Raw genomic sequence first — 15,525 nt, 5'->3', positions numbered from 1 at the left:
TCAATCTTTAAAAAGTTGTTCCGGATTTATTTCTTTAAAATAAGAATAACTCTCCTTATTCTTAATGTAATATACTCTCTTCACATAGGACAACATCTGGTCGTATTCTTCTTCGGTTAGTTCTTTTTGAAGCAATGGCATCAATACAACCTGACGTGAAACGGTAGGATAAAATTCCTTGATAATTTTTCCAGAGTGACGTTTATCAAACTTTTGTAAAGGACTATCAATAAATACAGGGAACTGTATACCTGACTCATCAACCAGCGCCTTCAGTAAACTCGTCGCATATAATTGTTGTTCACCCTTTGAGAGAGTTTCTGTCTGAATCTGCCTGCCCGCTCCATCACACAATTGAATTTCCAACAGGTCATTCATTATATTCACCTTTACAGAATCGATAAAATCTTCCTTGTGCATCAGTTTATTCAGACATATTTTTATACGTTCCTCTAAAGACGATTTTCGCTCTTTACGCAAATTTCCCAAAAATATATCCAATTCATCAATCAGCCGTCCGGCAATCTCGTCTTTTTCCGCATCGCTGCCATCTATGCGAACTATCTTACTCAATTCCGATATCCGGCGGGACAAAGATCGATGAGTTTCTTCATTCATCCCGTAATTAATACTAAGAGTCCTATACAATTCCTCCTTTTCTTTTATTTTATTTTCTATTTCATCTTTCTCTATCCGTATAGATTGTATATATAAATCACCCTCTTTAGGAGTCACACTCGCAATCCGACGATTGGTTTTATCTATAAGTTGTCGATTCTTCCTGTAATCATCTGAAATTGTTTCAAATTCCAGTTTAAAAGTTTCTGTCAAATTGATATAGATAGCCTGCAGTTCTTCATATTGCTCCTGAGTTACTTCAATCAATAAAGGTGAGTCAGATATAGAGCCTGCTTCCGGATTATAGAATTGTCCAAATGTCTCCTGCAAAACCGTTCTCAATACTCTTTTTTGCTTTTCTTCTAAAACGGGATGAGTATGAATTCTACTCATCAGATCCTTTCGTATAGCTAGTGCAACATCATTCTTCAATTGAATTGCTTCTACATTCCGTTGTTTCTTAAAATCTTCATCCACTTGTTTCTTGGCTGCAAGAAAAGCTTTTCCTGCAATAGCAAAGGGTGCAAAATCCAGTAAATTTCTTAATTTCCCTTTTAATTCGACATCCTTAATCTGAGAATTGTGTAAAATACGCTTTTGACGCTTCAGACTCTCAATTGTCATCGTATTGCTTTCACGGATCAGTTCGATTTGCAGTGCTTCATCCTTCTTTTTCAAAGTCCTGATTTCTTCTGCACAAGTTGCAATTTGTCTTTCAAGTTCGACCTGTTTTTCTTCTATCTCATCCCGTTGATTATCTTTCTGGATAAGTTCATCACGACTCTTCTCATCCGCAGAACGTTTTTTAAAACGTATGCGAAGATTCTCCAAATTTCTTTTTAAGTCCTCATATTTTTTTAATCCCAAAACTTCGTTATAAGCAGAATTGAGTTTACGTTTATCATCCAACGTATTCATCTCCGCCATAGATACAATTTTTTCAGAATCGAAAAAGAAAAACCGAGCCAGATTACGATTCAATATATAATCATTTATAAATAAATCATCTCCCATGCCTTTATAAAGTACATTGCGGTTGTCATCAATAAAAGTTTCCAGAGACTCTTCTTCCCGTAGTATGTCATAACTTCTTTTTACAGTTACAGTCTCACAAGGAAAAGAAGAAATAGAGATATTTGAAAAAACGATAGTAACCGAATATTCGGCATATTTCCGATAAGCTTCTGTTATTTCCGTATATCCTTTAGTTTTTATCTCTTTGATTTGCTCTTCAGATAAACCGAGTTTATCCAACTTACTCCTTTGCAACCTATTCAGGTTATTGCCAAGATAGTTCAAGTAATTCTCGGCAGAACTTGTTTCTTTTTTTAAGGTTGGTTCCACGTCTCCAATTTGCCTGCCATACAAGCACCAGATCAAGGAAGAGAGTAAGGTTGTTTTTCCGAATCCATTTTCTCCGGCAACAAGCACAATATTGCGATCGCTATCCACTGAAAAATCAAGTGTATTTTCTCCTTTATATAAGCGATAATTATTGAGTGTTATCGATCTAATTAACATTTTTGCTATTTATAAATTCATCGAATTGTTTCTCGAAATCCGTTTGCAATCCGTAGTTTTTCATCAAGATACCTTTGCTACGCTGAACAGCTAACAGTTTCTGCACTAATGAATAGTCTTCCGGATAGCCCCCGCAAGCCTCCTGTAACATCTTGCGTTCGGTATATCCGCCATCTTCCACGATAAAATCATATCCATATACATCTTTATAGATATCCTTTACCGATTTTATAGCATTTCCTTCCCTGTTCCACAATACATCTATAGCTGTAAGCTCCTGGCTTTGAATTAATTGAACATGAGGCTTAATGCGTTGGATATCCTTTTGTATTTGTAAAAGTCTGGTAAGCATTTTTACCCGGTATTCCATGGTACACACTCCTTGGTTATGACCACTATCATCTACTGCCCGAGAACCGTCCCGACGGTAAGGTTCCCGATTTTCAGATAAATTCCGGTTTTCAATAAGCCAATCATGATATTCCAGAAGAGGTTTCATCCATACAGCACCATTCTTAATAAGAGATGACATTGACCGGTCTTCTTTTGCCAGCGTACACACCCAGCATCCGAACCGACTTTGCCCGCAAGACCGGTGAGACTCATCGGTTACTATAGTAGGACATTCATAATCATCAGAACTGGCATCCATATAAATATTGAACAGAATGCTATTATCAAATCCCCAAGGAGAAGGAAATGCATTGATGATATACCATACTTCCTCTAGCATTAGCTCCTTAATCGGAGCATAATTATAAGCATTCGGGGTTATGGGATGTTTGGAATATATCTTTCCCTTTATTTCATGTTTCTGAATATTATATGCTCTTCTCGCACTTTCTGAGATACGGGTGCCGATAAGTATAACTGCTTCACCATTGTGAGCGACTTTATCCAAGAGAAAAGTAGATGTAGGACGAATCTTCATTTTTTCCGTACAGTACCGGAATGCACTATTAGGCACCGGATATCCCTTCCCGATGGTACAATACCAAAAACGATCTTCCATATCAGGTTGAGTGACCTCAACAGAAATAGGTAATTTCTGGTCTTTCGCAGCCTTTTCTATAGCTTTGAGTGCATCATTTACGTATTCCTCTATTATTGGATTTTCCACTAATGTATTATTGCACACAACATGGACTGGCCGTTTAAACAAATACCCGGGATTCTCACTTCTGATATCCTGTAAAGCCATCCAGACCAACGTGAGTAATACGGTAGAATCTTTACCACCACTAAACCCTATGATCCAAGGACGATTATAACGGTCTTCTGTGAGATATTCCTCTTTTATCTCAGCAATAATATTTTGTATTTTCTGATTTTTTATTTCTTTTTTCATTGATTGATAAACAACATTCTTCACCCGTTTGTTTTATTAGTTCCAATCCGAAACATATCAAAATATACAGGTGTGTTTATAACAATAATTTCCTCTTAAAAAGAGAATCAAATAAACTCATAAACTTTTTTGTGGACACAAATATAAAAAATAATATGCTATCTTTTGAAAGAAAAGGAAAGTTTCATTCTGTTATATCTTTTTCCAGCCTTACATCTCGGATATCGTTAGAAAACAGTATTCGCCTATTACAAAAAGTACCTGCCGAAATATTCAACTTTTTTCTATAAAATATTATTTTTATTAATAAACCATAATCAAAATAGTTGCACCATTATTTCTTCAACTATATTCATAAGCTTTATCATCTGCGTTTTGCTTTAAAATTATTTTCTTTACCACAAGGTAATCAAAATCTTTTAGCCGGAATAACTATCTGAGAACTTTTTTATGACTTTTCAGATTTTTCATTACATCCAACTCTATTCTCTTAGCTTGTTTCAAAATTGACCGAATAAACTCATAATCAGTAAATAAAGGTAATACATTTCTCGGCTTAATTATCAAATTTCCTGTTATTCCAATATTTAAGACAGTAACACTAATATATACGGCGTCTAAAGTCTTTTTTTGTGAATCAAAAATAGGATTTCCTTTATCATGATTTTCTCCCAATAAGAAATATATTGTTCACAGGTAAAGCTCTGTACAGGCTTTGTCTGTTTATCATTTGGATAGATTAAAATGACAAGGCTTTGATAATTATAAACATAAACACTATAATTAAATGATTATTTCCATTTTCTGAAAGGAAAAAAGCAAGGATTACACAAAATAAGATTAATAAAACGAAGGGTGGATTAAGTTATATCTCACTTTGTTATATCTCACTTTGTTATCTCTCCCGTACTCACACCATTATTCGAAAGCAATTATTTGAGCTCGAAAAAACTATATATTCAACTTCTGAATATATTATCTCTGTGCCAGCACAAATTTTCTTGTGACGGATAATATTCTGGTATGGGAGGTAATTTTATTTTCTTTCCAGAAAAAGGTCTGAGTATAGACAAAAAGGTCTCACTCTTTTTGATCAAATCGGATACAACAACTCTATATTCTTCATCAATTGTAATCAATCCTTTATCAAAAGCACGATGCAGAGTAGGTGAAAGAACAATACCATTACCTATTGTATCACTGCTATCGGGATGATAGAAAGGTATGATATGACAAGTATCAACCAAAGAGATTCCATTTTCCAGATAAATATGCAAATGAGAAATACAACATGTATAGTTGTATATTTCCTTTACAATTTTTTCAAATTGTTTATTTCTAGCAATTCGTTCTATTCGATATATAGTGGGGTCTTTCTCCTTTCCCAATTCTTTCAATTTATCCTTATATTGTTTTCCTGTACAATTTAGTATATCATTTTTCATTTCTTTAAGATATGCATCAAAAGAATTTTCTGGAGAAAAGACAGACGAAAAATAAGTTTCCACAATTAATAATCTCAATTTCTCCCTCCGGATAGGATCACAGAAAATAAAGTACAGTTCCTTATCTATTTCAGCATAATTAAGTGCATCACGCAGCCCTTTCAGAGAAGTTGGAGAGTTCTTACTCGTCAAAGGGATTTTCCGGTCAGGCTTTGTAACCAGATGCCAAAAGCATTCACTATGCATATGATAGAAAGGATAGGCTATCAAGATATTTGCTTGATTAGTCCATATGACTCCGTTAGACTTGAAATTATCTATCAATTCATCAGAAAGAAATATCTTTTCACTATTGATATACCCTCTCTCGATACCATCCATAATTGTAAGGATCAGCAGCGGCTTATGGGGAGCATTTCCTCTTCTGTGTAAATTAGTCAAAATAGAGTTATAATCACTGGTTATAAACATATTACATCTAAGTTCATCTGTATTACAAGTTAAATTTACTGATTTCAGGAGGTATACAAACTATTTTTGCCAATGTAAAGAAACATATTCAAAGGTATCCGTTAGAGGTAACTGAACAGTGGAACCGGTTCTTCTAATAAAGAATTCCTGAGGATTACCAGAAAGCGACATATTCCTTAGAATAGTATGTCTGATTGAATTTGGTTTTACCTGAATTTCACAAATCGTCTTACCTGATAAATCATGAAAATTAATCTCTAAAAATGTATAAATAGTATTACCCAGGTATTGCTGTATCAGATTATCCAAATGCTTCTGAAATTCGTCCTTTAAATCAGTTTTCTTTTTAAATGTTTGAAAATCAAGATCTAGTCCCTGTATACTTTTATCATCTCCTACACCAATCAATAATGTGCCACCATTACTATTGAGAAAAGCGGCAATAGTCTTCATACAAGCATGTTCCAATTTTTTTTCTTCCTTTTTTTGGTACAAACAATACCTTAGAGTTGACTTAAATTCAACATTTCCGGATTCCCCTTCATCAATTATTTTCTTAACACGTATAGTTCCTTCATTAACTTGAATGGCAGTATTATTTATTGGAAGGAATGACGGTCTATCCTTACTTTCATCAACTACATCGTGCAATATATTCGTAAAAACAAACGGATCGGTAAATTCATCCCTATCTGTTTGAATTTTTTCCTGCAAATAAGCTAATCCGGCATTTGCATATTCTTCTATACCTTTTATGATATCGGAAACGACTTCTTCTAATTTTTTCTCTTCTAATTCTTCTAACTCATCCCAATCATACTTAATATTTTTCTTGTCGGAAAACAATAACATTAATATATAATCTACCATTCCTGTTGGCTGCCATTGACCTATTTCCCTAAAATCTTTCTTCTTGGCAGGATCAGCATACGGCAACCTTTCTTTACGATGATACCCAATAAAAAAAGCATACATATAAGTCTGGTAATAAGGTCCAAATTTTAAGAATTCCCCTTTTTTGCCACCTTTAATAGACAGAAGCTCCATTATTTCTGTTTTCGAAGTTTCATAAGTGGGCCGTTTCAAATTAATTTTATTACGAAAAACTTTACTATTCATTTCAAACAGGAGTTTTATTTATATCTGATTATTTTTGTCTCTCTTTCTATATTTGACTCATTCTGCGGTTCAATTATATAAAAGCTGCCAACTCCGGCCTCTTTTAACAATTTCTCCCCTATCTCATTCAACTTAGAATCATTTTCTTTGTCATATAACTCTTTAATTAAAATGATGCTCTGGCTAAAGACTTTGGGAACCTCATCAAAAAAACCTTCTATAAATCCTTTGCCAAAGGCAGATAACGGTGCATCTGCTATCAGTGGATAATCAAATGTCTTATTCTGATCTCTTGACGAAATGATGGCCATCACAACAGCCAACTTTTTCATCCGTTGGAAACCCTCCGATAATCCTGTAACCGGATTACCTTTCTCATCTTTGACTTCTATAATTGCGGTGTCATCCAAAGCCTGAGATAACTTCAAGACTCCACCTTTTATATTATTCCCCTTTGTCAAAGACTGAAAATGTTTATTAGCATTTGTTTCTAATCTAGATAATATCTCTGTAAAAATCCGGTTTTTAGTATTATTCATTATCTGATGAATATCATTCAGCAGACTTACAGTTGCAGCATATTCTTTCGGTAAATCGGCAGTACTCAGAGATTCTATTTCTTTGTCAAGATTCTTTATATCCTGTTTTAGTTTATTAATTTGGGTTTCACAATCTTTGATATTATGTTTTAATTCCCCGACCCGGGAACTAACCTCACCAAAAACTGTAATATCCTTTACATCCCTATCAGGATCCTTTCCCCCTCCAAACTGAAATAGTTCTTGTTCTGCATCTTCTTTTTTACGTTGGATATCCTTGATGTCCTCTTCGAATTTATTTCTTCGCTCCCGGGTTTTCTTTATATCCGCTTTAACATTTAATATCCGCTTATAATATTCTTGTGTATTCATTTGAATATCATCAAAATACTCTTTTAACTCATTCGGCAGATTATCCTTTTGTTTAGGTTCGGAAGAAGGCCGATCTTTTATTTTTTTGATGTGTTTCCACTCATCCGTATTATTCTTCGCAACTCTACCACAAACAAAACACTTTTCCTGTTGCAGCATCTTTTCCAAAGAAATAAAATCAGGCGAACCGTCCGGTAATGAAGTTATAAAGCCGGGATAAGACCATTCTTTAAGACCATTCTTAGTCGCTTTTTTCACAATATAATCATCTCTCAAATTAGAAAATCCAACCATCTCGCCATCCAATCCCATGAGGAGCCACGCATGTTCAGAATCAAACATGAATGAATTAATGTCATTCAGAAATTCATCATATTCATCTCTGATCCTTCTTTCTTCTTTTTCCAAATCCTCGATTTGTTTCCTGGAATCTACCCTTTTTTGAACATTCGTTATACGATTCATCAAGGTTTCAAGTTCCATTTGAGCGTATTTAGAATTAGTTCTAAAAGCTTCCAGTTCATTTTCCTTTTGTTCCAGCAATTCACATTTAGCTTCTTTTTCCTCTATTTTTCTAGTGGCCTCAACTGTATTTCTGGAATATTTCCGTCTCTGGTTATCAAGATCTTTTATTGATCTTACAGACACTTCTCCTGAAACCTTCACCAATTCCCTTAACTTAGTAATATCTGTAAGTCTGTTAATAGCCTTTATTAAACTGTCTCTTTGCCTAAAATCAATGATTTCATCAATTGTTTCTCCCTGTAAAAGAGCATACGGACGAAGCCCTTTCTGTATGATATTTTGTATGATATCATTCTGTTCATCGGTATCATAGACCGGTTTAAAAGTCTTCAGGTGCAAATCCCTGCGAACAACAGTCTGTTGCAATTCTTCCAACTGCCAGCATTTTTCATCCATAGGATCTTCCTGAAAAATACGAGTCGAATAAAAATATTTCTCTATTGAATACTCTGCATTATCATCCTTATAGTTTATTTTAACCCCGGATTTTACGCCTTCATGCAGAGTAGATTCACTCTTAGCTTTGTCTGAGATTATTTTAAATTTTGCATCTTCTACATTATCGAAACCGTTACCTTCAGAATCATATACCTGATCCTGAAGAATCCATAAAAAACCATTATAAAATTTGGATTTACCAGCTCCGTTATCTGCAACCAATATATTCAGCCCTTCTGTAAAAATATAAGTATTCCTTTCATACTCCCCATAATAATTATAGAAATTCTGAAAGGAAATAGAGGTTATTATTTTTCTTTCCATATTATTTCAAATTCTGTATTTTTTTAATTTGATTATATAATATAGCATCAGATTTTATACCACCCTCCTGAATAATCAATTTAATGATGTCAAAAATTGGCTCCGAAGCCTCATGCATTTCCAGCTTATCAAGTTCTTCCCTGATAAAACCATACTTTTCTACAAATATGGCGTCTTTTAATATTTCTTTAAAAATCTCATTTGGTGTCATATCATAAATCTTTTATTATCATATCAATGTCCAAATTATAGTGTCTGGATACTTCTTCCAGCACAATTTTGGATTCATAAAAATTCCGGGAAAGAGATGCAAAATAGGCTACTCTTGTCAGTTCGCTGTACACAAGGGAACGTTCAATATCATAAAATTCAGAATCCGATGAAAACTTTACATGGGGAATAACCACCATATCATAAATATAAGCAAACTGCTTTCCCTTTGCCTTACGCAGCAACCGCCCCCTACGCTGGATAAATTGACGTGGATTACCTGTACTGGAAGCAAAAATTCCGATTTCTGCACGCGGGACATCCACACCTTCATCCAGGCATTTCATAGCAAACAGCACATCTATTTTACCTTCTGCAAAACCTTTCAATTTATCCTGCCTATTATTATCACCTCCTATAAATATATTTGAAGTTGTAGACGGGCTCACAACATATAACGTCTTAACCATCTCTTCTATATAAGTAAACTTTTCTCTTTCTTTCTCTCCGAATCCTTCCGGGACATATACAAAGCAATATTTTAGTTTTCGACTATCCTGTACTTCTCTTATAATCTGTTTGAAAAGTTGTAGCTTATTTTTCGCTTTGTGGATTACTTGCTTACGCAAAAGTAGTAATCGTTCAACTTCCATGCATTTCTTCAGCTGTTTGGTCTCCCGATCAAAATACTTCTGTAATTTTCTAGTTATTTGTATGTATTCTTTAAACTCCTCTTCCTGTAAATGAACAATACGGGGATAATAAAAATAGTTGGTCAAAAAATTCTTTTCTATTGCTTCCTTCATGGAAAAATTATAACAATAAGGAGGAGTATCATTAAAGAAAGACTCAATCTCCTGTGTTCCCTCCGGATCGTATACTCTGGTTGGAGTGGCTGACAAAGCTATACGTTTCTTCACGCTAAAATCACGGAAAGCAGCCTTCACCTTTGGTGCACCAATGTTATGCGCCTCATCAGCAATTAATATCAGATCTTTCTGCAAAGGGGCCAACAACTTCTGAAATAATGGATCCGTAAATGAATTATATGTAGTAACAATAAAGTAATCAGAAGTGATTCCCCATGTATAGTCATTTTTCAATCGTGTCAATTCCTCACGCCAATTAGTCCGTCCTGAAACCTCTATAATATTTTTAAAATTGAACCGGGTAATTTCTTTTTTCCACTGATCTACAAGGTCTAATGTCGGAACCAAAACAAGCCCGTGATATCCTCCGTTGAACCTGTATTCATTTAAGACACAATTCAATGAAGTGATCGTTTTTCCAGTTCCCGTTGCCATAGCAAAGATCCCGTGATAGTCATTACGTTTCCAATTCATATAAGCTTCCTGCTGATATTCCCGGGGACCTTGCAGAAATGGAAACCGGGGTATATGATCGATTTGACTATACAACTCCGCCATTCTTTTCGAGATATAATCTTCCGGGATTGGGAGAGCCTCTATCAATTCCTTTTCTTCATCCAATAATTCCTGTATGCTTTTAACCGGAAAATACTCCCGGAGATATGTATTCACCTTTTCAATAGGAACTACTTGCAAGTTCTTTGAGTGACCGGACCATGTTTCATGAAACAGATTTTCAAAATAATCGAGACGTTCCAATTCATCTTCGCTTTTTGACCAAGATTTATAGCAACTGATACATTCCACATTTTTTGTTAAAGCTGAGGCCGAGAAATTGGCAGAACCGTTAAAAGCAACTTTATTACCTGCCTCATCCGTAAAAATACCATATTTACTATGTGCTATTCCACCTTTGTTATTAAGCGGTCTGGTAGCCAGAAACTGAATCCGCTTTTGGCATACCAGATAAGAAAGGCAATTAAAGAAATGCTTATTTTGCTTGGACAGGGTTTTTGCTAAGATCTGAATATTTTCAATTATCTTTTCTTCAATTTCAACATCCATCTTTTCCATACCTTTTTCAATAGCCTGCTGGTCTGAGGTGGACAATACATCATTCATTATGATACGTATCTCCCCTCCCCGGTATATGAACCAAGCAAATCCAGCACTCAATACATTAATGGCAGTTGAACTGAAATAACCCAATCCAAGATCAAAGCGTTTACTGTGTAATAATGCTTCAAAAAAGAATCCGGCAGGTTCATGTTCACCGGTAGAATAAACTATATGAAAATTTTCTTCATTCAACATCTTTATAAAGTTATGTGTGTTTTCAATGAAAAAATTATATATTAATTTAAGATTTCACACACCAATTAAAATTGATAAGCATGATTATATAATAAAAAACAAAACAATTTGATTTTCCGCAATATGAACTATTTAACTGAAGGTATAAAGAAAGTAACCGGCTGATTATATAACTCTGCTAGGTCTATTAAGAGTAAAAAATCAACCCTTCTGGAACTATTTTCAAGTTTAGATAATTCACTTTGCGTAATAATCCCGGTTTCTGCAACTTGTTTCTGGGTTAATTCTGCCTTTTCTCTGGCTTCAATCAATTTAGCAGATAATGACCGTCGTTTTTTTATATACTGTTGTTTTTTCATATTACAAATGGAAAATTCCATTATGCAATATTAAATACTCATTTTCACTATTCCATTTTGGAATATTACTCAATAATAATATCCAACCATCACATCAAAATAGGAATAATAATACCTTATAATACCAAGCTGCCCTGCTATCCATCTCCAATCCTACTTCTATATCATTGTGAAACTCTAAAAAATACTTATATGCCTCATCCTACAACTATCGCATAATAGCAACATTCTTCTCTCTAATCGACAGCCTGTACCATCCAATCCTTACCCAATAAATAAGTGTTCAATGCGAATTCCCCCATATCTTTTCTTCTCAAGAAAGACTTTTACCCTAATATTAAACAATCATTTGTATGAAACTGCCCAATGCAGCCTGTTATTTTCAAATTGGCTGTGTTTTACTACGTCGAACGTTATTTCACTTTTCTATATCCATTAGTCTAATTTAGGACGTCTGTTTTCCTTCCGTAGAACTCTATTATGATAATTATGGAAACGTTCTTCACCAAAATATTATCTATGATTTTAAGGATTTATTTCAATTCCTGTTTCTGTTATTTTTTACATATGCACGTTAGTTAAAAATCAGGCGAGTCGCCGGCGAGTATGAAAACTACCAATTTTAATCATCCCATATTTGCAGTATGAAACAAAATTGATAAAGATATGGAAGTAATTACATTCGAAAGCGATGCCTATAAAAAGCTGGTGGCAAAAATAGACAGGATTGCAAGTTTTGTTGTAAAGGCAGAACAATCCAAAGACAAAGATTCAGATAACGATATTTGGATGGATAGTAATGAAGTAGCTGAATTATTACGCATCAGTACCCGAACACTGCAACGTTTACGAAAAGAGAATATTATAAGCTATTCTATGCTTCGTGGCAGATGTTTATACAGGCTCTCAGAAATAGAGCGTTGCCTGGATGAACGGATCATCAAATCTGATCCTGTTACAATAGACGATTTTAAAAGAAACTATTCGTTGAGATTCCGGGAATAGAGCTATTACTTCGCATTTTAAAGCCTAATATTATGTTTATAGAAAGAGAACTTTTTGAAAAAAAGATGCAGTATATTATCAAGCGTTTGGATAAAATAGATAAAACGCTGGTAAGCATGGCAAAACAGCGATGTTACCTTGACGGTGAACTGCTTTATGACAATTACGATCTGTGTAAATTACTCAATATAAGTAAGAGGACATTGCAGCGATACCGCTCTTCAGGTGAATTGCCCTACCACACTCTATATCAGAAAACATTTTATAAAGAGTCGGATGTAAGCAATTTTATACGCTTAAATTTTAGTAAGGATAAAGGAAACAATTTGGATAATTTAGAAGAAGAAATTGTTGATAGTTAATATTTGTTGATTTGTTTATCTGTTTATATATATCTTACATTTTTTCATTGCACCCCGTTTTGTTGTGATAACAAGGCGGGGTTTTTACTACATTTTTATTCCTTTGGATACTTTCTTTTTGATGTCACCGGTATCCTCAGTTTCCTTTGGTTTACTTACCGAAGCAATTATAATACGGTCCTTATTCGCATCTATAATCTCTTTTATACTCATGGGTTGCCCCGAGCGTTCATTTGATATCGTCTCCAAAGGTGCTATTTTATTGGGAGGCGAATTTACTTCTACAGAATCAATCTCTTTGTTTAGAACTTCCTCCGGCTGTTTATCCTTATTCGCAAGCGTGAGGTTGATCTGCCTGTTTAAAGAATCCAACTCGGATTTGAGTTCCCTTAGTTCCGGCTCCTTCTTAAAAGTCGAATCGATTACCTCTTTAAGTACGGGTATATCTTTTTCCAGCTTTTGATTATCCACCTGATATTTTTCCATCAGGTTCGGTATTTTCTCCAAAGCATTGATGAAATTCTTTGATGCCAGAAGCGGATCGACAGCAATATGCCCGTTATTGTAGCTGTATTTGATATTACCCTCCCCTTCGATAAAGAAACGGTTATCTTTGAACATGGAGCCTTCCTTTTGGCTTTCTTCCGTCTTAACGAGGATTCTAAAGCCGTAGAGTTCTCCGATCTTGAAATACTCTCCGTTCGTCCGTGCATTATCCGAGAGTTGATTCAGTTTCTCTCCTATGGCTTTAGGATCATTACTGCCGAAATTATCCAGACGGATCGGATTTAACTTATTACCTTCCTTGTCGATCTGTACCTTCTCATTAAATGCCGTAAGGTCTTTGGTCATACGGGAGATCATTTCATTATTACTGTCAATCGAACGGGTAGCATCCTCGTATTTATAGATAGCAGAAGATTTACCACGGTTAAATGCCTGGCGTTCGCTTTCCAAAGCGGTAATCTTCTTTTCCAGCTTGGCTTTTTCCAACAGATCAGTGTTACCCGAAAGAATAGCGACATATTCGGAAAAGTTCATGCCCGATCCTTCATCCATGCTGCCCTCGTCAATCGTCCGTGTCGCCATATTGTTTGTCTTTAGCTGATTGATAAATAGCTGCTTATTTTGTAGCAGGTTGAATTTATAGGAATCAAGGCTTTTTTCTACAGCATAAATTAGTACATCAACCTTGTTATCTGCATATAACTTAGCTATTTCATTCCCCTTTCGAATGGCTCTTCCGTCCCGTTGGTTCAGGTCAGAAGGCCGCCAGGGGGTGTCTAAATGATGAATGGCAACAGCCCTTTTTTGGGCGTTTACTCCTGTTCCCAGCATTGAGGTTGAGCCGAATATAACACGGATACGTCCTTCGTTCATTCCGGCGATCAGAGCTTTTCTTGCATTGTCTGTCTTGGCTTCTTGTATAAAGCGTATTTCATGGGCGGGAATCTTATGATCTTCTACCAGTTTACGTTTTATCTCGCTATATGGATTCCATTCTCCGGGTTTGTATGTCCCCAGATCGGAGAAAACAAACTGGGTTCCTTTCTCTTTGTCGTATTTATTATAGTATTCTGCTATCTTAGCAGCACAATGGGATGCTTTGTTATCTATGTGGTCACCGTATGCCATGTCTATCATCCGCATATCCAATGACATTTTGCGGGCATAATCGGTTGCGATCAGCATCTTTGCCTTTTCCTCTTTTTCCGTCAGTTTACTTCTACCCAACAGGGTCGCATCTCCTGTCTCAGCGAATCTCATCAGTTTCTCAATAAACACTTCCTGTTGTGGTGTCGGGGGAATATTGTACAGGATTTCATTCTTTTCGGGACGGTCTATACCGATATCCTTCGCTGTCCTGAAGTCCGTTATTTCCGAATAGAATGCAGCCAGTTCCGGCACTTTGATAAAGTATCGGAAGCGTTCTTTCATTACAATCTGATTGGTCACGGAAAATTCATAGTCGGTACTCTTCTTTGCAAATACGGCTGCCCAGGCATCAAAGGTGTTAATACCCTGCTTATCCAACGCTTTGGGGCGTAGGTATTTGAACAAGAGGTATAGTTCCGTTAAGGAGTTGGATATGGTTGTACCTGACAAAAAAGTTGCTCCCAGATCTTTGCCGCTGCGTTCCTGAATGGTGCGCAGGGCAAAGAGCATATTGAGTGCCCTTTGGCTTCCTTCGGGGTTTCCTAGCCCTGCCACACGGTCGTGACGGGTGGTAAACATTAGATTTTTGAACTGGTGACTCTCGTCTACGAGCAGGTGGTCAATACCCATCATCTTAAAATCGACAACATCATCCGTGCGGTTTTTTATCTGGTCGGCCAGATTATCTAACTTGACTTCCAAATTTTGTTTGCGGATTTCCAAGCCACGTAACATCCTTCTGGATACTTCCTTTCCCTGACTGCGTAGTACATCAAGATTTGGTAGGCTAAGCACCCAGCGCCTTTCCATATTACTATGGTAGGTTTCCAAGCACTCGCCCCCGAACCGGACGTACACGTCTCCGCGTATCCGGCTCTCCACTAAAGTATCAGTCTTGTTTTCCAATGTCAGTCAATTTATGGCAACTCTTACAGAGTGCAATGGTTTTACGTTGTCTTGCAATCATGAGTTTTTCCCAAGGTTTCTTTTTATCTAAACCTTTGAGTTTTCTAACATGATGCATATCCAA

11 protein-coding genes and 1 pseudogene are annotated in these 15,525 nt (G+C 35.8%); 2 read left to right on the top strand and 10 right to left on the bottom strand.

Annotated features, from left to right (window positions below; all coding sequences use genetic code 11):
* The 8 genes from IR083_RS21210 to IR083_RS21175 form a co-directional block, all read right to left on the bottom strand.
* Positions 1 to 2,139 carry an AAA family ATPase gene (locus IR083_RS21210; protein ID WP_194225819.1) on the bottom strand — a complete coding sequence of 713 codons (2,139 nt, stop codon included), beginning with the start codon at positions 2,137 to 2,139 and terminating at the stop codon, positions 1 to 3.
* On the bottom strand, positions 2,129 to 3,487 hold the full coding sequence (gene dndC / locus IR083_RS21205) for a DNA phosphorothioation system sulfurtransferase DndC (RefSeq protein ID WP_194225818.1): 1,359 nt from the start codon (positions 3,485 to 3,487) through the stop codon (positions 2,129 to 2,131). Before dndC ends, IR083_RS21210 begins: the two co-directional genes overlap by 11 nt.
* 959 nt (positions 3,488 to 4,446) lie before the next feature.
* Positions 4,447 to 5,403, bottom strand: a complete 957-nt coding sequence (locus IR083_RS21200) for an HNH endonuclease (RefSeq protein ID WP_194225817.1) — start codon at positions 5,401 to 5,403, stop codon at positions 4,447 to 4,449.
* 60 nt (positions 5,404 to 5,463) lie between these two features.
* Complete coding sequence (locus tag IR083_RS21195) at positions 5,464 to 6,522, bottom strand: helix-turn-helix domain-containing protein (protein WP_194225816.1); 1,059 nt, start codon at positions 6,520 to 6,522, stop codon at positions 5,464 to 5,466.
* Between the two features lie 14 nt (positions 6,523 to 6,536).
* Entirely contained in the window at positions 6,537 to 8,720 is a 2,184-nt protein-coding gene (locus tag IR083_RS21190) for a hypothetical protein (RefSeq protein WP_194225815.1), read from the bottom strand.
* A 1-nt stretch (position 8,721) separates the two neighbouring features.
* Positions 8,722 to 8,931 carry a hypothetical protein gene (locus IR083_RS21185; RefSeq protein ID WP_194225814.1) on the bottom strand — a complete coding sequence of 70 codons (210 nt, stop codon included), beginning with the start codon at positions 8,929 to 8,931 and terminating at the stop codon, positions 8,722 to 8,724.
* 1 nt (position 8,932) lies between these two features.
* Entirely contained in the window at positions 8,933 to 11,113 is a 2,181-nt protein-coding gene (locus IR083_RS21180) for a DEAD/DEAH box helicase family protein (protein ID WP_194225813.1), read from the bottom strand.
* Between the two features lie 128 nt (positions 11,114 to 11,241).
* On the bottom strand, positions 11,242 to 11,493 hold the full coding sequence (locus tag IR083_RS21175; RefSeq protein WP_206759870.1) for a helix-turn-helix transcriptional regulator: 252 nt from the start codon (positions 11,491 to 11,493) through the stop codon (positions 11,242 to 11,244).
* Between the two features lie 645 nt (positions 11,494 to 12,138).
* On the opposite strand from IR083_RS21175, the gene IR083_RS21170 reads away from it, so the two are divergent.
* Together IR083_RS21170 and IR083_RS21165 are read left to right on the top strand one after the other, a co-directional pair.
* The gene (locus tag IR083_RS21170; protein WP_194225811.1) at positions 12,139 to 12,477 is read left to right on the top strand and encodes a helix-turn-helix domain-containing protein; all 339 of its coding nucleotides are present in this window, start codon (positions 12,139 to 12,141) and stop codon (positions 12,475 to 12,477) included.
* Between the two features lie 32 nt (positions 12,478 to 12,509).
* Entirely contained in the window at positions 12,510 to 12,839 is a 330-nt protein-coding gene (locus IR083_RS21165) for a helix-turn-helix domain-containing protein (protein ID WP_194225810.1), read from the top strand.
* An 87-nt stretch (positions 12,840 to 12,926) separates the two neighbouring features.
* On the opposite strand, the pseudogene IR083_RS21160 reads toward IR083_RS21165, so the two are convergent.
* A pseudogene (locus tag IR083_RS21160) lies at positions 12,927 to 15,275 on the bottom strand (helicase-related protein); the annotation flags it as partial.
* 109 nt (positions 15,276 to 15,384) lie between these two features.
* The coding region (locus tag IR083_RS25030) for a hypothetical protein (RefSeq protein WP_410492895.1) at positions 15,385 to 15,525 on the bottom strand (141 nt) is incomplete at its 5' end.

The organism is Dysgonomonas sp. GY75 (assembly GCF_015234155.1).
Taxonomy (GTDB): Bacteria; Bacteroidota; Bacteroidia; order Bacteroidales; family Dysgonomonadaceae; genus Dysgonomonas; species Dysgonomonas gadei.
The sequence above is the reverse complement of the archived record's forward strand: the minus strand, read 5'-3'. Positions and strand labels throughout refer to the sequence as shown.

Excerpts from the sequence above, each read along its gene's own strand:
- IR083_RS21210 (WP_194225819.1), bottom strand. The coding sequence starts at position 2,139 with ATGTTAATTAGATCGATAACACTCAATAATTATCGCTTATATAAAGGA.
- dndC (WP_194225818.1), bottom strand. The coding sequence starts at position 3,487 with ATGAAAAAAGAAATAAAAAATCAGAAAATACAAAATATTATTGCTGAG.
- IR083_RS21200 (WP_194225817.1), bottom strand. The coding sequence starts at position 5,403 with ATGTTTATAACCAGTGATTATAACTCTATTTTGACTAATTTACACAGA.
- IR083_RS21195 (WP_194225816.1), bottom strand. The coding sequence starts at position 6,522 with ATGAATAGTAAAGTTTTTCGTAATAAAATTAATTTGAAACGGCCCACT.
- IR083_RS21190 (WP_194225815.1), bottom strand. The coding sequence starts at position 8,720 with ATGGAAAGAAAAATAATAACCTCTATTTCCTTTCAGAATTTCTATAAT.
- IR083_RS21185 (WP_194225814.1), bottom strand. The coding sequence starts at position 8,931 with ATGACACCAAATGAGATTTTTAAAGAAATATTAAAAGACGCCATATTT.
- IR083_RS21180 (WP_194225813.1), bottom strand. The coding sequence starts at position 11,113 with ATGTTGAATGAAGAAAATTTTCATATAGTTTATTCTACCGGTGAACAT.
- IR083_RS21175 (WP_206759870.1), bottom strand. The coding sequence starts at position 11,493 with ATGGAATTTTCCATTTGTAATATGAAAAAACAACAGTATATAAAAAAA.
- IR083_RS21170 (WP_194225811.1), top strand. The coding sequence starts at position 12,139 with ATGGAAGTAATTACATTCGAAAGCGATGCCTATAAAAAGCTGGTGGCA.
- IR083_RS21165 (WP_194225810.1), top strand. The coding sequence starts at position 12,510 with ATGTTTATAGAAAGAGAACTTTTTGAAAAAAAGATGCAGTATATTATC.